Genomic DNA, 19578 nt, shown 5'->3' with positions numbered 1-19578 from the left:
TGGTATGAGAGTTAAGATTTGCAAGTATTTATCAGCGTGTGGGTTACAAAGGCAAAGATATGAAATCTTTTGTTACAACCTCCGTTTTTGTGCAATAATTCCTACTTATTTCATCGAAAGCGATGGCAGCACGTTTATCTGAGCACTAGGTTTTATCGAGCGTATCCTCGTGTTTCACCCAGTTAGACGATTACCGATCGAATAAAAGACAGGCCCTAGTCGCAAGGGACAAAGAGACCGAAAAAGGCCAAAAAATCGCTTTGTTTTATCAAAATAACAGGAAAAATAGATGATGACCCTCAAGGACGAGCTGGAGCAAGCACTACAGACGTTAAAGAAAAATGAGCAGTATCGGCAGATACCTACGCTGGCACATGATGGGCGCTATGTTATTTATCAAGGCAAACGCTTACTAAATATCGCCAGTAATGACTATCTGGGCTTGAGCAGCGACAGTAGGCTACAAAGGGCATTTTTTGAGCAGATGGATAAATTATCTGACACGCATTATCCTAAGATGAGTGCCACCTCCTCAAGGCTACTCACAGGAGACGACACGCAGTTACAAGCCTTAGAGCTTGAGATGCAAGCGTGGTATCAAACGGCAGAAGATGCCTCTAATAGTCCTAGCAGCCCTAGCAATCTGAGTAGGCCAAAATCTGTGTTGGTATTTAACAGCGGCTACCATGCCAATATCGGTATTTTGCCCGCGCTGACCGCCTTACCCATCAAAACGCTGGTATTAGCAGATAAGCTGGTGCACGCCAGTATCATCGATGGGCTGCGCCTTAGCCAAAACAAAACCGTTGGCTATCGCCGTTATCGTCATAATGACTACGCGCATCTGGCTCGGCTTATCGAGCGAGCTGATGACGATATCAGGCGCATCATTATCGTGACCGAAAGCGTGTTTAGTATGGATGGTGATCGCGCAGACTTACAACAGCTGGTACAAATAAAAGCTCAAGATACGCGCATTGAGCTGTATGTCGACGAAGCTCATGCTATCGGGGTCTTAGGGGAGACAGGGCTTGGGCTGGCAGAGGAAACGCAGACACTCGGGCAGATTGATTATTTGGTTGGTACCTTTGGCAAGGCATTTGCCTCCGTTGGCGCTTATATCATGTGTGATGAAATCATCAAGCGCTGGCTGGTCAATCACATGCGCTCACTTATCTTTAGTACCGCATTGCCGCCCATCAACCATGCTTGGACACGTTTTGTGTTGGCCAAAATGCCAAGCTTGACGTCGGCACGGACGCATTTGGCGCTACTGTCTACCGAGCTAAGCGAGGCCATTGCCCTCAAATACTCTACCAGTGCAGTCAGCAGCGCCTATACCTCGCCTATCGTCCCTTATATACTGGGCGATAATGCGCGCACACTGACCAAAGCCCAGCAGCTACAGGCCGCTGGGTTTTATGCACTGCCTATTAGGCCGCCTACGGTGCCTGCTAACAGCGCGCGCATTCGTCTAGTAATGAATGCCAAACTGACCTATGATGACTGTGAGCGGTTAATTCAGCAGCTGTAGTTGTCTTAAATATAGGTTGAATCGCTACTAGCGATGACGTACAGATGCCTTACGATCAGTCAAAGACGATGATATGGTTTAGGAAAAATGGCTCGCCGACAGGATGTAATAGCATAGATGACACACTCAGCCGCACTCAAGCTAGATCACAGAAAGCAAACCATCGCGCGCCATTTTGCCAATGCCAGTCATTATGATGAGCACGCCACTATCCAGCAAAAGATCTGTCACGACTTGCTGGCGACCATCCCAAAAAAAACGCAAGATAGCGTCTTAGAGATTGGTGCAGGTACAGGTCAGATGACCCGCCTATTGGCCGAGCACATTCAAAGCCAGCACTGGCTGATCAATGAGCTATGCGCCGAGAAAACAGCTACCCTACAAGGCATTTTGCCAAATGCTCAGATCGCCATCGGCGACGCTGAAACTATCGACTTCAAAGGAGAACATAGTTTGATTGTCAGTGCCAATGCTGTGCAATGGTTTGATAATCCTCTTAGCTTTGTTGCCCACTCTGCCTCTCGCCTCCAAGCAGGTGGCCAGCTGGCCTTTAGCACCTTTACGCCTAATAATTTTTTGCAAATCAAAGCCCTGACTGGTCAAGGGCTTCACTATCCTGACATGCAACAATGGCGCTTGGCATTGCATCACGCTGGGTTTGACAATATTGTGCTATCGACACGGCGCTTTGATGTGACGTTTTCTAGTCCTTATGCGGTACTCAAACATATGAAACTCACTGGTGTATCGACCAATCAAACGCAAAACAAAGCCAGCCCGCGCTTGCCTTTCATTTGGAACAAATCGAGCTTACAGCAATTTGAGCGGCGCTACTGGCAGCAGTTTTCGGCGACAGATGAGGCGGGAGACGCTGGTGTCATACTCACTTATGAGGCACTGATTATTAGCGCCCAGCTTATTGGGTCAAATATCGATCGTTGAACCAAATATCGATCGTTGATCAAATGGGTAACTGCCATAAAAAAACGCACCTCGAAAGGTGCGTTTTTTTGTTACATTAATCAACGGTCAGCTTATCAGCCGTTTTATTTTTTGTCGTCTACTTCTGTAAACTCAGCATCGACAACATCATCGTCGGCTTGGTTGTTGCTTGCTGCATCCGCGCCTTGCTGGAACTGGCTTGGATCCATACCTTCTGCGCCTGCACCGCTATCAGCATAGATTTTTTGGCTGATAGGCAAGAAAGCATTGTCTAGCGCTTCAAGTTTGGCTTTGATATCGTCATGATCATCTTCTTTAGTCGCTGTCTCTAACTCAGAGATTGCCGCTTCTACTGATGATTTTTCTTCTTCAGTGACTTTATCACCCGCTTCTTTTAGCGCTTTTTGTACCGCATGGATACGACCATCCGCTTCGTTACGAACTTGTGCCAGATTTGCAAACTTCTCATCTTCAGCTGCGTTGGCTTCAGCGTCTCGTACCATTTGCTCAACTTCTTCATCCGACAAGCCAGAGTCTGCTTTGATCTGGATGCTTTGCGCTTTACCAGTACCTTTGTCAGTTGCTGAGATGTTCATGATACCATCAGCGTTGATATCGAAAGTCACTTCGATTTGTGGCAGACCACGCGGCGCTGGTGGAATATCTGTTAAGTCAAAGCGGCCAAGCAGTTTGTTTTGGTTAGCGATTTTACGCTCGCCTTGATAAACCTGAATGGTTACCGCAGGCTGGTTGTCTTCTGCTGTTGAGAACACTTGTGATTTCTTGGTAGGAATCATGGTGTTTTTCTCGATGATTGGGGTCATTACGCCGCCCATCGTCTCAATACCAAGCGTCAATGGTGTCACATCAAGCAATAAAACGTCAGTTTTGTCACCAGACAATACCGCACCTTGAATCGCGGCACCCGCTGCTACTGCTTCGTCAGGGTTTACGTCTTTACGTGGCTCTTGACCGAAGAACTCTTGTACTTTTTGTTGTACAAGTGGCATACGAGTCTGACCACCGACCAAGATCACGTCGTTGATGTCGCCGACTTTTAGGCCAGCATCTTCAAGAGCAATCTTACAAGGACCCATGGTACGCTGTACCAGATCTTCGGTTAAGCTCTCAAGCTTAGAGCGGCTGATAGTGATGACCAAGTGCTTAGGACCACTGCTGTCAGCGGTGATGTATGGTAAGTTCACTTCAGTGCTTTGAGCGCTTGATAGCTCGATTTTTGCTTTTTCTGCTGCTTCTTTTAGACGCTGCATCGCAAGTGAGTCACCTTTTAGGTTGACGTCTTGCTCTTTTTTGAATTCATCGACCAAGTAATCAATCAATGCTGAGTCAAAGTCTTCACCGCCAAGGAATGTGTCACCATTGGTCGCTAGTACTTCAAACTGCTGCTCACCGTCTACATCTGCAATCTCAATGATTGAGATATCAAATGTACCACCGCCCAAGTCATATACAGCAACGGTGCTATCGCCTTGCTTTTTGTCCATACCATAAGCAAGAGCGGCGGCAGTTGGTTCGTTGATGATACGTTTTACATCAAGACCGGCGATTTTACCGGCATCTTTGGTGGCTTGACGCTGTGAGTCGTTGAAGTAAGCAGGTACGGTTACGACCGCTTCTGTTACTTTTTCGCCCAAATAGTCTTCTGCTGTTTTTTTCATTTTTTTCAAGATTTCAGCAGAAACCTGTGGTGGTGCTAGTTTTTTACCGTTTACTTCTACCCAAGCATCACCGTTATCCGCTTTGGCGATTTTGTATGGCACCATGCCGATATCTTTTTGTACCACTTTGTCATCAAAACGGCGACCGATCAGACGCTTGATCGCAAACAAAGTGTTTTTTGGGTTGGTGACCGCTTGACGCTTAGCCGATTGACCAACGAGGATTTCGTCGTCTTTATAAGCGACGATAGAAGGTGTGGTACGGGTACCTTCAGCGTTTTCGATGACTTTGACTTTGTCACCTTCCATCACTGCCACACATGAGTTGGTTGTACCCAAGTCAATACCAATTACTTTTCCCATAATCAAATGCTCCTAATGTATATTTTAAATATAACTACTTATGTCTTCAGACCATAGTCGGTCACTTATTGCTATATATCGGTTTGCCTGTCGGTTTTTTCAAGGCAATCATCAAGCAAAAATTGTCTTTTGTGTGATTTTTTGTCAAAACCCTTTATATAAGTAAGGTTTAGACGCTTAAAATCAAGTAAAAAATCCTACTGACCCACGCGTACCATCGCTGGACGTAGTAGGCGACCATTTAGGCTATAGCCTTTTTGTAGCACTGTACCGACCACATCAGCGTCGGCATCGGCATCGATACCCACCGCTTCGTGAACATCGGCATTGAACTTTTCACCTTGTGGGTCAATCACTTCGATACCGTTTTTGTTGAGGACAGACAGCAGAGCTTTGTGCGTCAGTTGCACGCCTTCGGTAACCGGATCGCTGGCGTCGGCGTTTTCAATCGCACGCTCTAGATTATCAACAACTTCCAATAGCTCTTTGGCAAATTTTTGTAGGGCAAATTTTTTGCTTTTATCGGCTTCTTGCTCCATGCGTTTTTGCGCATTGTAAGCTTCGGCATTGGCACGGGCGGTAGTCTCACGGGCCTGCTTGACCTCGCCTTCGAGCTCAGCAATACGTGCTTTGAAAGTGTCGATATCGATTTCGTTGTCGATGGTGACTTTTTCAGATAAATTGTTTTCTGGATCAAACTCTTGCATGGTTTCTTCTAAAATACTGCCGTTATGCTCGACATTGTCGTGCGCCACATTGTGCTCAGGGGATTTGTGGTTATTGTTTTGCTCGCTCATGATAGCTCCTTAGAATTTTAATAATGACGATTGATGTATGGCACAACAAACCTGCTGGCAGCAAGTCATGCTGTGCTTTTATTAGTCTACGCTTTTATTAGATATCTGCGCTTTTATTAGATAATCAACAGATATCACTGATTTTTTGCGAATATGCTTTGATAGCTGATTGATAAAGGTGATGAGGACAAATTTCAAGCCTTGCGCTGAGGATTTTTTCCCATTTACAACAATTGCTGTACCAACGAGCGTGGGACTAGAGATATGGTGCTGACAACGGCATAAACAGCGAGGCCAAACATTGAAACAAAACGTTGGAACAAACAGGCAAATCTAGCCAATCTATTTTGCAAGAGGCACCCTCCTACTGGTATTGATTTACCTTTATAGCTCACACCCACTACCAAACCTTTGGTTTATTCCAAAATTTTTACGGTTTTCATTCACTCCATTACCAAAATATACTCAATTTTGTTTTCTTTTACTTTACTATGGTCAAAAACATCTGTTATTTCAAACACTAACCATCATGTATCCGAGGTGTTATGTCTCACTCAACCATATCGCTCAACACCTTATTAAATAGAGCGTTGATCAATCTAAAGCGCTCAAACGAGCTAGCGCCTGAGATAGAAGCTGTACCAAAAGATAGCGCTAAGCGTCAATGCTTTGCGTTAAAAAGCACGTGTGTGGGTTATCAGCAAGTCGTTCATCATCAAGCGCATACCTTGCATTATGCGATAAAAGGGCTGGGTTATTTGCCATTGCCGCTGTTAGAAAGTTTGGTCAGCTACCTTGGCGGCCCGACTTCTAAGCAATACTTGCATGCCGATGCCCATCTACGGCTGATTTTGGCGATAAATAGTAAGCTAAAAACCCCGCTTGAGCTGACGCCGATGCCTAAGCTGCGTGAGAGGTTCGCTGCCGATGCCGTGGCCATGCAGTCTCCAAAGGTATGGCAACAGACGGGCGATACGCTGATGAATAATATAAAGCGCTTTCGCAAAAAAGGTGAGGTCAGCGTTCGTTGGACTGATAAGGTGATTGCAAATGCTGATGATGGCGATATGACCATTCGCTGCTATCAGCCAGACGCTAGCACTTATAGAAAGACAATCAAAAAAGGCAGCGTGCACAATCCTGATGAGACCGTGTTGTTGTTTTTTCATGGTGGTGGGTTTTGTATCGGCGGTATCGATACGCATCACGAGTTTTGTCATGCCCTGAGCCAGCAGACTGGCTGGCCTGTCGTCAGTGTCGACTATCGATTGGCACCTGAGCACCCCGCCCCAGCCGCGCTAAAAGACTGTATCAGCGCTTATGCTTGGCTGGCCGAGCATTGTCATATGTTTGGCGCGCTGCCATCACGTATCGTCTTGGCAGGCGACAGCGCAGGTGGCGGCTTATCGACCCTTATTGCTCAGCAGCTCACCGCCCCTGCTAAACAAGCTTGGGCAGACCTAGGCGAAGCGGGGCAAGATATGTTTGCGCTGTTAGAGCGTCTGCCTCAGCCACTTGCGCAAATGCCGCTTTACCCTGTTACCGATATCGAGACAGACTATCCAAGCTGGGAGCTATACGGCGAAGGCTTGTTGTTAGATCATGATGATGTGGCGGTGTTTGACGCGGCATGTCTAAAAAACAGCCCCTTACCGCGACAACACATTCTCAACTCGCCTATGCTGGGGGACAACAGCCACGTCTGCCCCACTTATATCGTCACCTCAGAGCTGGATGTCTTACGTGATGAAGCTTTTGCGTATGCAGAGCAACTAAAGACACATGGCATATCGGTGAGAAACTATACGGTACTTGGTGCGCCGCATGGTTTTATTCACTTTATGAGCATTCATCAGAGGCTAGGATTAGAAACCCGCAAAATCATCCACGGTTTTGCCAGTTTTGTCCGTGAGGTCATTCGTGAGCAGGGGCAGTTAGCGGCCTAATGACTGACTGCTTTGGCGCGCTGACTATGACGACGGCTCAGCAACGGCACCACTGGGCGTCAGGGTAATCATCCAAATCTCAGAACGCGTCCCCAGTCGAAACGGTACCGGCCCAAAGCCATATCCCGATGTCACCAAAAGCTGCGTCTCCCCTACCACCTTAGCGCCATAATGTAGGGGTGCGAGCCCGCGCATCAATAACGTCAATGGAAATATCTGGCTGCCATGCGTGGGCCCTGCTACATGCAAATCTATCGGTAAAGAACTGATTTCGTCCATCATAGACGGGCGATGCTCTAAATAGACAATAGGCTGATTGGTATCTACCTGAGTCAGTAGCGCCTGCGCTGATAGTCTGCTCTGATCCACATCATCTGAGCGGCCGATGAGCCACACCGAATCATCTAATAGCACGCTTTGGTTATCAAGCACGGTGATACCAGCAGCCCTTACCGCCTGTGCGATTTGCTTATCATAGCTGGCCTTTAGACGCTCTTTCATCAATGCTTCACGCTTTTTATATAAAACCTCATATAGTCGAATCCAAATAAACCAGATGCATGGCGCTCGGGTCGCTCAAAGTAGCGTGGCTATTCATTTAAACCCGGGGTTGGTATAAATCAGTTATATGGTTTCACGTGAAACACCGCTAAATTAAAACCTCTCACAGCAAAGTCAAATATATCCATTCGTTTAGCACTACGATTTGGGAATCGTTAAACCGCCTATTATGATGGCGCTATATAACCCTGACATACCCACCAATGTCGCCAAATAAAAGAGCTCAAGATCTACCGAATCCGCTATCAGCATTACGCTGAGGCTAAATGGAACAGTCGCCATAAATCCCAATACTCCTAACGCAAGCCAGCTTTTGATTGTTTTAAGATGCAGTTTAAAATATATAATGACACCTGCAGTTATCAAAGCAGGAAATAGACCTGCTATCATCTTAAAACCAAGACCTTCGAACATGTTTGTTATGAAGTACTGAAAATCAAACCCTTGCATATTTCTTGGCAAAGCGCCGTCCAGCAAAAACAATATAAAATTCATCGCATTGGCCCCGATCCACCCACCAAGTAGTGCGAAGCTGACAACAATCCTTAACCACGGATAAGGCTTGCGAGCGTACTGTTTTGTTAGTGTGATACTTGAGTCTTTGCTTTTTTTAACAGCCATAATTAGGCACCAGTTTTATCATATCAAGGCGGATGGTAAACGGGTTGTATTTGTTTCACATGAAACAACTCCGTAGACCATTCTTTTATTTAGCGCTATTTCGCCTCTAAGGCTTGCATGAGCGTAGGATATCGAAACTCATAACCCGCCGCTAATAACGCCTGTGGCAATACTTTTTGACCATCAATTAGTAGTGTCGACATCTCACCAAATATCAGCTTTAGTAAAAATTCTGGTAAAGTAAAGAGTGTTGGACGATGTAGCCAGGTACCTACGGTTTTGGTAAAAGTATGATTGGTCACAGGATTGGGCGCAGTTAAGTTGTAGACCATGGCTGGCGTATCATTTATGGTTTTTAGTGAATTATCATTTGTGGTTTGACTGTTGTCATAATCAGCAAGGTGCTGCTCAATGATAAATATCACAGCGCCGACCCAGTCTGCCCGACTGATCCAGCTCATGATTTGCTTGCCATTGCCCAATTGTCCACCAACGCCCATTTTAAATGGGGTCAGAAGCTTGGCAAGCATCCCGCCATCAGGATGAATCACCACACCAGTGCGCACGATTGCCACAGGCACACCATGTTCAGTGGCTTTAAGCGCTAACTGCTCCCAATCATCACATAATTTATGAGCAAAATCTGTCTCAAAACCACTACTTTCTGTCAATGGTTTATCGCCTTGTGTGCCGTACCACCCTATCGCTGAACCACTAATCAATAATTTGGGCTTGCTGCGGCTGCGAGCGATAAATACCAACAATGCCTCAGTAGGCCGGATACGGCTCGCCATCAGCTGCTCTTTGCGACTATCGCTCCAGCGCGAGTCGGCAATACCTGCCCCCGCTAGGTTTATTATCACATCAAAGCTTTTATCAGTCTTTGTAAGCTCATCATAAGTCATCATAGCGATATCGTCAGGGTGCGCCTGGTTACTATCACGCGTCAGCCAAGTGACTTGTAGTGCCTTTTTTCGCTCACGATACCGTGCCATGATTTCGTCGCTAAATGCTCGACCCAAAAACCCTGAACCACCACTGATTAAGATATGCATGTCTGACTCCTTATTCATATCGCCAACTATCTGTATCGTCAACTCTTTGCTTAAGATAAACGCTGTCTCACCATCATCGTCTTCTTTCACCGTGATATCAAAACGACTTTCACAGGTTTTTGGTAACGTCTTTTGGTCTAGGACATCTCTTCAATTCAATCAATAGTCATCTAAATAGATTAAAAATGAAGACACACTCTCTTGACCAGCACCTATAAAATAACTGGCCTTCTTTCATCCATTTAGAGATCTACTCGTCTCTAAGCAAAACGCTTACGGATAGGGCACTCGCTGTCATTACTGTTTTTGTACGTGTCTTTTGTGACACTCCAGCGATGCTTCATGTGCTTTATAACGGTAGCGCGGCTGGGTAGTACAGGCGCATTGGTCAGGTGAGGTGCGGCTGCGTCCAAACGCTTGGCAAGCGTTGGCAAATGGTTGGATGGTATCGCAGGAAATAAATGATGCTCTACATGATAAAGCAAATTAAATGTCAGCAGATTTACCAGAGGGTTGCGCTCAGTGCGAGCTATCGTCTCGTCACAGTCATGATGCACGCCCCACACAGCGATGATACCGACACTGGCGTTGGCCAACATCATCACCACAAGATGATATAGCACCACCTGCCCAAGCACCGTAGACGCAGCAAACACGCTCATCATCAGGACGCCCATGATCACCAATGCTATCAATCCAAACTCTAGCCAAGCCAGCATCCTATGACGGCGACTGCTCAAGCGCAGCCCTTGACGGTAGATAGCCAACCGATACGTGATACCGCCGAGCAGTGCTTGCTGCCATGATGCCTTTGCCAAACGACCTTCAACATCGTGATCGCCTAATGGGTCTCGATGATGCGCCATGTGAGTGGCTCGGATACTATGTAAGCTGGTCATCAATAGCACACTAAGCAGCAACAAAATAGCAGTGGTCAGACGCCGACCTGCACCTAAACTATGGTGATAACCATCATGCGCTTGACGAAAAGCGGCGGCAAAAAACAGATAAGACGCACTGCACGCCAGTACATACCAAGACTGGCTAGCAAACCACCACGACAACAATAAAAATGGATAAGGCAAAATAATGTTATAAGCGATCTGTCTACCAGTCAGCTGGCGCAGGTCTTGCCAGACTATCGACCTCACCACATCCTTGACCTTTTGCTCTGTCTGACTTTGTGTGTTATTTGGTTTCATGTGCCACATCCATTTGTGATTGGTCTAAGACCTCTGTCTAAAACCTCTATAAGTTATCTTGTTATTGTTATTTCTGTCAAAACAGAAATAACAACTTAAATTTTTATGAGTCTATGTAGGCCGTGTCCCCTGTCGGCTTAAGCACCGCCCGCAAAAAAATTGAATACCAGTCGTGCTGTACCTGTTTACAGTAGCTTAACTATCGTTAAACCACGCACCATCGCTTGTTTAACACAGCCCATTAACGTAAGACTTTTTTTATACTACTACCCAATTTCAATATCTTTTTGAGTACGCTGCTGGGCAATCGTAGCATCTCAGAAGACCACGTGGTCACTGTTTCGACGAATGCTTGTGTCTCACGGAGCCGAGCTTTTACGTCGCTGTTTTCGTGCTCAAACTCTGGGCTGTCTATGAGTGCCTGCAAAAACTGTACTGTCGGCTCAAGCTCACGCTTTTGACGCTCAATCACGATGATACGTGCCAACTCCCAAACGTCGGTATTGGTGGTAAAGTGATCGCGGCGGTCGCCCAGTATTGAGACCTTTTGTACCAGCCCCCAATGTTGTAGCTCTTTGAGACTGTTTGAAACATTTGAGCGTGCAACGCCAAGCGTTTCAGTAATCTGCTCAGCATTTAAAGGCTTTCCAATAATAAACAATAACGCATGAATCTGCGACATGGTGCGATTGATGCCCCACTGCGAGCCCATCTCTCCCCAATGCAAAACGAATTTTTCAGTCACAGGATTTAGTTTCATAATTGATAGATACACGCTATTTTTTAGATTAATAACCATTGTCTATCTCTATACTGCGCTATTCTTTTATTTCTGTCAATAGTGAAATCACAAGACAATATGATAATACAGTGAGTTCAGTATAAAAACGATACAGTGGGACTGAGATAAATTTTACGCAGCATCGAGCAGCGCAGGCACAGCACGCAAGGAAAATTTATACCAGTTCCACGTTGATATATAATGTATCTATTTTATTTAGAGTTGACTATAAGACGATATATAGTCAGATTAATACAAAACCCAGTCCAACCTACTTATGCCGTGTGTCTTATTTTCTGTAAAGCATGAGTGGGCGCTAACGAATAATCAGACCTGTGCGCGCGTCACGGATTTGGCTCGGCAGTGTATATCCCAAGGTATCAGCCTGTAAGTAGCCAATTTGCTCAGAAAAATACGCATAAGCTTCAGAGAAAGTCATGGCAGGCGGCTGGCCTGAAGGGTTACAGCTGGTGGAGACCAGCAGGCCAAAAGGGTTTTGCTCACTGACCAGCTGCTGACACATCTGCTGGATAAGTGGATGAGAGATGACCCGTACCGCCACGGTTTGATGCTGGCCGGTTATCCAATGAGGGATACTGGTGCTTAGTGTTTCCGGGATAGGCAATAGCCATGTATGCGCTTGTTGATACTGCGGCTGGGTGTTGTCGCTGTCCGTCTGCCAGCTTGCCAAAATAGGCTGACGCTGAGCCTGTGTTAAAGGCGCAAGCAACGGCGCTAAACGCTCGGCACTATCGGTAATGACAATCATACCTTTGGCGATTGGTCGCTGTTTGATGGTCAAGATACGCTGTACGGCGGCTTGATTATAAGGGTCACAGCCGATACCCCAGACACTTTCGGTTGGATAAGCAAGTAGCTGGCCATTTTTTAGCCAAGTAGCAGCTTGGCTGACAGAGTCGGCCAAAACGGAGGAGGATGGTTTCATGATGGAGGTACAAAAAATAAAAAGGTAGAAACTTATCATACCACAGCAAAAAGCCAATCTAAGACAGCCACTCGCAAAAATAGCATTTTTTAGACACGCAAGTAACGCCCGCCTTGTACGCTGATGAGACCCAATAGCTCAAGCTCCATCAGCTGCCCGATCAAAACGGGTGCTTCAAGCGTGGTGGCCAGCAACAGCGCATCCAAATCTTGCCCATGCCAATCAAGCTGCTCATATACTGGCTGCAAGTGTTTGGGAGCCACAGGGTCCGGGTGATGAGCTATCGCAGATGGCAGTGGGCTCTCTGCAGTATTGGCAACCTGTGCTGATGGTATGGCGTTATCATTATCAGAAGGTGTGCGTTTGTTCGGCGGCACGCGACTACCAAAACCTTTCTGGTGGCTAAGCTGACTGCTGACATCTTCAATAACCTGCTGAGGATGATAAATCAACGTCGCCCCTTCGCGTATCAAATGGTGGCAGCCTTCAGCATTGCTATTGTCAATATGGCTTGGCACCGCAAAGACTTGCTTGCCTTGCTCTGAGGTCAAGCGCGCGGTAATCAGCGAGCCACTTTGAATGGTGGCTTCGGTGACGATGGTCGCTAGACTGAGTCCTGCGACCAAGCGATTACGGCGTGGAAAGGTATGCTTGTGCGGCGGTGTATGCGGTAGCAGCTCACTGATGATACAGCCGTCCTGCTCGATGATTTGACTAAATAGCTGGTCGTGATGATTGGGATAATTGACATCAATTCCTGTGCCCATTACCCCGATCGTCCGGCCTTGATGGGCTAAATCTGTCTGTGCTAATGCGCCTAGATGTGCGCGTTTATCCACCCCCATGGCCAGCCCGCTGGTGACAATGTAGCCTGCCTGCGCTAAGTACTGCGCCATATCAAAGGTGATTTTTTGTGCGTGGGCGGTGGGCTTGCGACTACCGACGATGGCGATTTGGGCTTGGTGCAGACGAGAGAGATTGCCGCGATAAAACAACACTGGCGGCGGATCATAGATCTGTAGCAGCTGGGCAGGATAGTCCGCTTGATCGGCAAACAGTAATCCATAGCGCCCTTCTACGCGTGCTTGCTGGATTTTGTCGATATTAGCGCGTGTTTGCGCTGGCTACTCATGGCGTTTGAGATGGGTATAATGAATACCCAGTTGCCGCCAAGCCTCTACTGTCGCCGTCCACGCCAGCTGTGCACTACCAAAGCTCGTCGTCAGCTTGTGATAAGCAGACAATGACGCATTCACCTCATACCATAGCGCCACTATGGCGCGCTGCTCGTCTGATAAAGAAGGGGTGACTACTGTCATCATCGTTTGGCTCACCTCCGCTAAGATCGGGTGCTCATCTCAAAACCTTGTACTGTATTTGGCGTGTTTATAAATATGGCGGCGGTAATAACTGATCACCGACATTTAGTGGCAGCTCAGAATCCAGTACATAGGCGTAGCTGATATGTTCAAACGTATTAAAAACCATCAGCATCCCACTTGGCTCGTTTGGCAAACGCACTGGCGTATCATTGTCTCTGATATCACGCACCAATGGTCCTTTTTGGTACACAGTCAACACATCACCAGGTTTGGCACCATGCGTACTACCAAGGTTGATGGCGACCACGCTGCCTTTTGCTGCGGAGCTGATCGAATCCATCACTCGTACGATCATACCGCCACGACTGACGCTGGCTGGGGTTGGATAAAACACAGGCGGGATCGCATTGTCTAATTCTACAAATACCCGATCACCTTCGCGTACTTCTTTGCCATAGCTGTCTGTCAGTTGCAGACTAGTGACGCCGTTGCTTTCTGTCGATGTCACTAGGCCTGTGGCCACTTGGGTAACTTCAAGACCGATGACTTTTTGGGTTTTTGGCTCGACGTATCTCTCACCTTCACGGTAAATGCCATAGCGTTGCCCCACGATCAGTGGTACGCCTTTGGCATAGACCTTATCACCACTGGCGGTGATTAAGTTGCGGTTTTTAGAAGCCAAGATGTATGGCGTGGTATTAAAATCTTGTGGATCGACAATGATGGTCTTATCGAGCCAATGCTGAATTGCTGACCAAGGAATAGGAGGGATACTGTTGGCCGTTGAGGTCACAGTGACCGCACTGGCGGTGACATCACCCGTCAGTTGCTTTTCGATTCCTGCACAGCCTTCGCCCGTATCGACACCGACCAAGGTTTTACCCTGAATCACGCACAAGATAAGGATGTCGTTTGGGTAGATCAGATGCGGGTTTTTGATTTGTTTATTGGTTGCCCAAATCTCTTTCCAGCGCCATGGGCTGTCTAAGTAGCGCCCAGAGATATCCCATAAGGTATCGCCTTTTTTAACGATGTAGCGATTGGGGGCATCGGCTTTGATGGTAGGTGGTGGATTATTGGCGTAGGCAGTACTCATTAGCATGGCACTGCTAAATGTCGTGATCAACAGTGCTTTTGCTATCTTTTTTAAGCTCATCTTCATTGTTATATCCACAATATGTACCGCTGTCGCCGCCTTAACAAACCCTACTTACGTCTATACCTGTCAAGCCCTTCGATTATATATTCGTAGAGACTCAGCGCAGTTTACAGACACAGCAATGCAATTATTATGACGCCTATTGGGCAGCTGTTTTTTGTAATTGACTGATGTTTATGGCTAAAAAAGCGTCTAGCACGATGATGACTTGCCGACGCTGTTTCTCATATTACAATTATATCTACCATAACACAATCATAAACACTTTATTACAATGCCGTAACCTTTATGTGGATGATTTCCTAGATTTGCTTTTTACAATGAGCGTTAAATACCTTTATTAATTACGCTGGGTTTGCCGTTACATGTTGACGAATTTGTTCAGCGACCAGCTCAGCGTCATTGTCTAATACCACGACATGCTGCGGCAAGTCCTCTAGCCCCTCGGTATGCGCTGGACGAGCAATCTGAATTTGCCCAACAGCCTCAACAATGGTATCGGCAAACTTTACAGGCAAAGCAGTCTCGGCACATACGATAACTTCGCCTGCGCGTTGTAATTCTTTAGCGACTTTAATACCATCGGCAGTGTGCGGATCAACCAACTCACCATGCTGCTCATAAAGCGCCTTGATGGTTTGTAAGCGGTCGCTATGGGTGGATTTGCCAGCAGCAAAACCATAACGTGTGTTAACTGCTTCCATCAAATCAGACAAATCAAACCCTTGGCCGGATTTTACGCCTTCAAACAACGCATGGACGCGCGCGCTGTCTTTGTCGAGCAGTAAATAGACAAAACGCTCAAAGTTAGAGGCTTTTGAGATATCCATCGATGGGCTAGAGGTCACGTAAGTCTGCTCAGCTGGGCGCGGCTGATAGGCACCTTGATTAAAGAAATCATTGAGCACATCGTTTTCGTTGGTGGCGACGATAAGGCGATCGACTGGCAGCCCCATCTCACGAGCAATGTGACCGGCACAAATATTGCCAAAATTTCCCGATGGTACGCTAAAGCTGACTTTTTCGTCATTGCTTGTGGTGACGGCAAAATAGGCCTTAAAGTAATAAACGATTTGCGCAAGGATACGGCCCCAGTTGATCGAGTTCACCGTACCGAGATTATAAGCGGCTTTGAATGCCGCGTCCTGTTGCAGCGCTTTGACGATATCTTGACAGTCATCAAACATACCGTCGATGGCGATATTATGGATATTGTCATCAGTCAAACTATACATCTGCGCACGCTGAAACTCACTCATCTTGCCATGCGGTGACAGCATAAAGACTTCGATATTTTCTTTGCCGCGTAGCGCATACTCCGCCGCACTGCCCGTATCACCACTGGTGGCACCAATGATGGTAATCCGCGCGCCTTTCTTTTTCAGCACGTATTCAAAGGCATTGCCCAAAAACTGCATAGCCACATCTTTAAATGCCAGCGTCGGACCATTGGACAATCCCAAAATATACAGGTCGTCTTCAAGTTTGCGGACAGGGACAATCTCATCAGAACCAAATACGTCAGCGGTATAAGTACGCTCGATGATATCTTGCAAATCAGCCGCCGGGATATCCGTGGCAAAGCGCTGCATAATCGCCATGGCAAGCTGCGGATAGCTCAGCGTACGCCACTCATCAAGGGTAGCGCTATCAATGCTCGGATACTGCTCAGGCAGCATCAAACCGCCATCTGGCGCAAGCCCCATCAAAAGCACATCACTAAAATCCATCGGTGCTGTCTGACCACGGGTACTGATATATTTCATGAGATTGTCCTGTCTACAATGATTTTTTTCAATATTTAAAACGGTTTATTCAGCAGTTTTATGCCATTGTCTTCTGTAGCAGCGCATAATAAAAACCATCGCCACCATCGCGATCTATCGGCAAGCATTGACGCCCGATCGCTTGTTCGATACCCCAACTACACGCCTCAGTAAACGCAACCGCCGCCGCATCGTCATGACGACTGACAAAGTCTTGCATTTGCAGGACGTTTTCTTGCTTTAAAATAGAGCAAGTCACATATAACAAGTAACCGCCGACTTTGAGCTGTGGCCATAGGTTTTGCAATATTTCTGCTTGCAATAACGCAGTCTGCTCGACGTCCTCTTCGGTACGCAAGAGGCTGATATCTGGATGACGACGAATCACGCCGGTCGCCGTACAAGGCGAATCCAGTAATATAGCATCAAATACGCCGCTGTTTTTAGCAGAATCTTGCTTTTTAGACGCACCAGTGCTGCGCCAGCGGGTTGCATCGGCGCAGACGATATCTAGGGCGATACCACTGCTACTTTGTGCCAAGTCTGTCTGGGTAAAGTTAAGGCGCTTTAGGTTGTCATAAATACGCTCGATGCGCGATGCTTCGTTATCGATAGCGGTGAGCTTAATACCCGTAGGCACTGATGTCACCGCTGTATCGTCTTGTTTCACGTGAAACAAGACTGACGCATCTTCAGAGCTCAATAATTCTAGCCAATGCGCCAGCTTGCCCCCAGGTGCCGCGCAAGCATCTAAGATATGCAGCTCATGATTATCCAAGCCCGCCTGAGATTTATCAGCGCTCACCTTACTCATCAAAGCACGATGGATAATCGGTGCCGCAAGCTGCGCGTGCATGTCCTGTACACTCACGATGCCGTCAGCGAAGTCAGGCAAGGCGCTGACAGCAGTGCTTTGGCGTAGCCGCAGACCTGTAGTGGCTAGGGTAACGGGCGCAGCGTTAGAGGCACTGGGTAGACAAAAACCTGTGGTCATCTCGGTCAGCTCTGTCTCAATCTCTGCCCCGCTTAGCGCTTCTTGATACTCTGTAACTGAGGTGGCCGCCGCGTTTACTCGTAAAAACATCGAGGCTGACTGCCGCAGCCCTTGTGTCAGCGCATCATACTGATCGCTCCAGTCTTGCTTGAGCTGATAAGCAAGCCAGTTCGGCAGGCTGTGGTTTTTATTGCATTTTTTGCGAAACTTATTGGGGTTTTTGGCAACCTTGCGCAGGATGGCATTGATAAGACCAGTCGCATGAGCAAAGCCGACCTCTTTTGCCGCCTCCACCGTTTCGTGTATCGCGGCGTGGTCAGCGACTTCTAGATACAGTAGCTGCACCAGACCGACCTGAATGGTGGTACGAACCTCGACTTCATCGATAGGGTTGTCCGCCAAACTATCCAGCAGCCGCGCCAGTGCATGCCACTGGCGTAAGGTCGTCAAAAGTAGCGCATGGGCAAACCCTTTATCACCATCGTGCAAGCTGTTGAGCAAAGGGTCAAGAACGCTTGCCAACGACTGCCCATTTTGAATGGCCAACAAGGTACGTATGACTCGTACGCGGACACTGCCATTCATAATCAGGTTGCTTGAGGGTTTATGGTTTTTAGACGCGGGGCTGGGATGTCTCATTGAGTTGCTGTTCCTTGACGTATGCGCGATAGCGTCTGATAAAGGTTAGATAACTTATAACTAAAGTACATTAAGCTTAATTAATTAGTTTGATTCTTTGGTGAACTGGTCGCCATCATTTAATTGGTTGCCATGGCAGACTTGCTCTGCTGTCATCGGCTTGCCACCTGCAAACTGCAGATGAGTAATGGCCAATGTCCCACTCGCCTGCTCAGTATGACTGGCCGCCAAGCTATCCTCTTTGCCACAAGCGACCAATATCGCTTTGCGTCCAACACTGATGATGGTACCAGCGGGCAGTTCGGTTTGCTGCGAGGGGTTGACAGGTAGGCTGGCCAAAATCTTCACACGCTGACCATTGAAAAAAGTATAAGCGCCTGGCCACGGTGTCAGACCACGAATTTGACGCTCAATCATCGTCGCCGATTGTGCCCAGTCAATCTCGCCTTCGGTTTTGACAAGTTTTTCGGCGTAATTGGCTTGACTGTCATCTTGCGCGGCGGCTTGGGCTTGGTAATGCGCCAAATCCTTTAACACAGTACCGATGGCGTCCGCACCCAATGTTGCCATTTTGTCGTGTAGGCTGGCTGCCGTGTCATCAGCAGTGATAGGCGCACTGACTTTGTAGAGCATATCACCGGTGTCTAGTCCCTGATCCATCTGCATAATGGTAATACCAGTCTCACTATCGCCTGCCAAGAGCGCACGATGGATGGGCGCTGCACCACGCCAGCGCGGCAGTAGCGAAGCATGAATATTAAGACAGCCATAAGTGGGTATCGTCAGTACGCCCGCAGGTAGTATCAGCCCATAAGCGGCGACAATCATCACATCGGGCTGATAGCTACGCAGCGTCTGGCGGGCTGCCATACCTTCGGTGCTCGATTTTTTAAAGGTCGGTGGCTGCTCTACCACGATATCATGGGCGAGCGCCACTTGCTTGACCGCTGAGGCGGCTAGTTTTTGCCCGCGGCCCGCTTTGCGATCAGGCTGGGTATAAACCGCCACAATCTCTATGTTGAGTGCTTGTTGCTGGGCAATGAGCGACTCGAGGCTGACCGCCGCAAACTCAGGCGTCCCAGCAAACACCACACGTAATGGCGTGCTAGAAGTTGTGTCGGCAAGGCTAGATGAAGGGGATAGCTTAGAAGCAGGAGCAATTGTCGTCATAATCATGCATTATATAGGGTTCGGTGCTTCATTATAGGTGAGTTTGGCGTATTGTGCCATGATTGTAACCTCGCCTACTCAGCGTTACTTACGAGGTCTTT

The 19578-nt window shown here is 47.5% G+C and carries 15 protein-coding genes and 1 pseudogene; 3 read left to right on the top strand and 13 right to left on the bottom strand.

The window, feature by feature from the left end; genetic code table 11:
* Positions 1 to 292 precede the first annotated feature (292 nt).
* Entirely contained in the window at positions 293 to 1534 is a 1242-nt protein-coding gene (locus tag JFC05_RS06595; RefSeq protein ID WP_198336315.1) for an 8-amino-7-oxononanoate synthase, read from the top strand.
* Positions 1535 to 1651: 117 nt separating this feature from the next.
* Positions 1652 to 2476, top strand: coding sequence for a malonyl-ACP O-methyltransferase BioC (bioC, locus tag JFC05_RS06590; RefSeq protein WP_198336285.1), 825 nt, complete (start codon positions 1652 to 1654; stop codon positions 2474 to 2476).
* A 104-nt stretch (positions 2477 to 2580) separates the two neighbouring features.
* Here the strand turns inward: bioC and dnaK are convergent, their stop codons facing one another.
* Both dnaK and grpE read right to left on the bottom strand, forming a co-directional pair.
* On the bottom strand, positions 2581 to 4518 hold the full coding sequence (gene dnaK, locus JFC05_RS06585; protein WP_105244441.1) for a molecular chaperone DnaK: 1938 nt from the start codon (positions 4516 to 4518) through the stop codon (positions 2581 to 2583).
* Positions 4519 to 4715: 197 nt separating this feature from the next.
* Positions 4716 to 5315, bottom strand: coding sequence for a nucleotide exchange factor GrpE (gene grpE / locus JFC05_RS06580; RefSeq protein ID WP_198336284.1), 600 nt, complete (start codon positions 5313 to 5315; stop codon positions 4716 to 4718).
* Between the two features lie 545 nt (positions 5316 to 5860).
* On the opposite strand from grpE, the gene JFC05_RS06575 reads away from it, so the two are divergent.
* On the top strand, positions 5861 to 7261 hold the full coding sequence (locus tag JFC05_RS06575; protein ID WP_192993025.1) for an alpha/beta hydrolase: 1401 nt from the start codon (positions 5861 to 5863) through the stop codon (positions 7259 to 7261).
* 24 nt (positions 7262 to 7285) lie between these two features.
* Here the strand turns inward: JFC05_RS06575 and JFC05_RS06570 are convergent, their stop codons facing one another.
* The 11 genes and pseudogenes from JFC05_RS06570 to fmt all read right to left on the bottom strand — a co-directional run bounded on the left by JFC05_RS06570 (position 7286) and on the right by fmt (position 19477).
* Complete coding sequence (locus tag JFC05_RS06570; RefSeq protein WP_198336283.1) at positions 7286 to 7762, bottom strand: metallophosphoesterase family protein; 477 nt, start codon at positions 7760 to 7762, stop codon at positions 7286 to 7288.
* Between the two features lie 198 nt (positions 7763 to 7960).
* Positions 7961 to 8443, bottom strand: coding sequence for a hypothetical protein (locus JFC05_RS06565; protein ID WP_198336282.1), 483 nt, complete (start codon positions 8441 to 8443; stop codon positions 7961 to 7963).
* A 95-nt stretch (positions 8444 to 8538) separates the two neighbouring features.
* Positions 8539 to 9588, bottom strand: coding sequence for a TIGR01777 family oxidoreductase (locus tag JFC05_RS06560; RefSeq protein WP_244658184.1), 1050 nt, complete (start codon positions 9586 to 9588; stop codon positions 8539 to 8541).
* 170 nt (positions 9589 to 9758) lie between these two features.
* Positions 9759 to 10700: a fatty acid desaturase family protein gene (locus JFC05_RS06555; RefSeq protein WP_198336281.1), complete on the bottom strand. Its 942-nt coding sequence runs from the start codon at positions 10698 to 10700 to the stop codon at positions 9759 to 9761.
* Positions 10701 to 10941: 241 nt separating this feature from the next.
* Positions 10942 to 11460 (bottom strand): GbsR/MarR family transcriptional regulator, encoded by a 519-nt coding sequence (locus tag JFC05_RS06550; RefSeq protein WP_100748948.1) that lies wholly within the window; start codon positions 11458 to 11460, stop codon positions 10942 to 10944.
* Positions 11461 to 11797: 337 nt separating this feature from the next.
* Positions 11798 to 12427, bottom strand: a complete 630-nt coding sequence (locus tag JFC05_RS06545) for an L-threonylcarbamoyladenylate synthase (protein WP_198336280.1) — start codon at positions 12425 to 12427, stop codon at positions 11798 to 11800.
* An 89-nt stretch (positions 12428 to 12516) separates the two neighbouring features.
* A pseudogene (dprA, locus tag JFC05_RS06540) lies at positions 12517 to 13749 on the bottom strand (DNA-processing protein DprA).
* A gap of 64 nt (positions 13750 to 13813) precedes the next feature.
* The gene (locus JFC05_RS06535) at positions 13814 to 14911 is read right to left on the bottom strand and encodes a LysM peptidoglycan-binding domain-containing protein (protein ID WP_198336279.1); all 1098 of its coding nucleotides are present in this window, start codon (positions 14909 to 14911) and stop codon (positions 13814 to 13816) included.
* Between the two features lie 341 nt (positions 14912 to 15252).
* Positions 15253 to 16674 (bottom strand): threonine synthase, encoded by a 1422-nt coding sequence (gene thrC / locus JFC05_RS06530; RefSeq protein ID WP_198336278.1) that lies wholly within the window; start codon positions 16672 to 16674, stop codon positions 15253 to 15255.
* Between the two features lie 58 nt (positions 16675 to 16732).
* Entirely contained in the window at positions 16733 to 18307 is a 1575-nt protein-coding gene (locus tag JFC05_RS06525) for a transcription antitermination factor NusB (RefSeq protein WP_198336277.1), read from the bottom strand.
* 84 nt (positions 18308 to 18391) lie between these two features.
* A complete protein-coding gene (gene fmt / locus JFC05_RS06520) occupies positions 18392 to 19477 on the bottom strand; it encodes a methionyl-tRNA formyltransferase (protein ID WP_198336276.1) in 1086 nt (361 codons plus the stop codon).
* Between the last annotated feature and the right edge of the window lie 101 nt (positions 19478 to 19578).

It is taken from the genome of Psychrobacter celer, from assembly GCF_016107555.1.
GTDB lineage: Bacteria > Pseudomonadota > Gammaproteobacteria > Pseudomonadales > Moraxellaceae > Psychrobacter > Psychrobacter celer.
Note: the sequence above shows the minus strand (reverse complement) of the source record. Positions and strands in the feature narration are given on the sequence as shown.

Excerpts from the sequence above, each read along its gene's own strand:
- JFC05_RS06565 (WP_198336282.1), bottom strand. The coding sequence starts at position 8,443 with ATGGCTGTTAAAAAAAGCAAAGACTCAAGTATCACACTAACAAAACAG.
- JFC05_RS06575 (WP_192993025.1), top strand. The coding sequence starts at position 5,861 with ATGTCTCACTCAACCATATCGCTCAACACCTTATTAAATAGAGCGTTG.
- JFC05_RS06550 (WP_100748948.1), bottom strand. The coding sequence starts at position 11,460 with ATGAAACTAAATCCTGTGACTGAAAAATTCGTTTTGCATTGGGGAGAG.
- JFC05_RS06535 (WP_198336279.1), bottom strand. The coding sequence starts at position 14,911 with ATGAAGATGAGCTTAAAAAAGATAGCAAAAGCACTGTTGATCACGACA.
- dnaK (WP_105244441.1), bottom strand. The coding sequence starts at position 4,518 with ATGGGAAAAGTAATTGGTATTGACTTGGGTACAACCAACTCATGTGTG.
- JFC05_RS06555 (WP_198336281.1), bottom strand. The coding sequence starts at position 10,700 with ATGAAACCAAATAACACACAAAGTCAGACAGAGCAAAAGGTCAAGGAT.
- JFC05_RS06525 (WP_198336277.1), bottom strand. The coding sequence starts at position 18,307 with ATGAGACATCCCAGCCCCGCGTCTAAAAACCATAAACCCTCAAGCAAC.
- fmt (WP_198336276.1), bottom strand. The coding sequence starts at position 19,477 with ATGACGACAATTGCTCCTGCTTCTAAGCTATCCCCTTCATCTAGCCTT.
- grpE (WP_198336284.1), bottom strand. The coding sequence starts at position 5,315 with ATGAGCGAGCAAAACAATAACCACAAATCCCCTGAGCACAATGTGGCG.
- JFC05_RS06545 (WP_198336280.1), bottom strand. The coding sequence starts at position 12,427 with ATGAAACCATCCTCCTCCGTTTTGGCCGACTCTGTCAGCCAAGCTGCT.
- JFC05_RS06595 (WP_198336315.1), top strand. The coding sequence starts at position 293 with ATGACCCTCAAGGACGAGCTGGAGCAAGCACTACAGACGTTAAAGAAA.
- JFC05_RS06570 (WP_198336283.1), bottom strand. The coding sequence starts at position 7,762 with ATGAAAGAGCGTCTAAAGGCCAGCTATGATAAGCAAATCGCACAGGCG.
- thrC (WP_198336278.1), bottom strand. The coding sequence starts at position 16,674 with ATGAAATATATCAGTACCCGTGGTCAGACAGCACCGATGGATTTTAGT.
- bioC (WP_198336285.1), top strand. The coding sequence starts at position 1,652 with ATGACACACTCAGCCGCACTCAAGCTAGATCACAGAAAGCAAACCATC.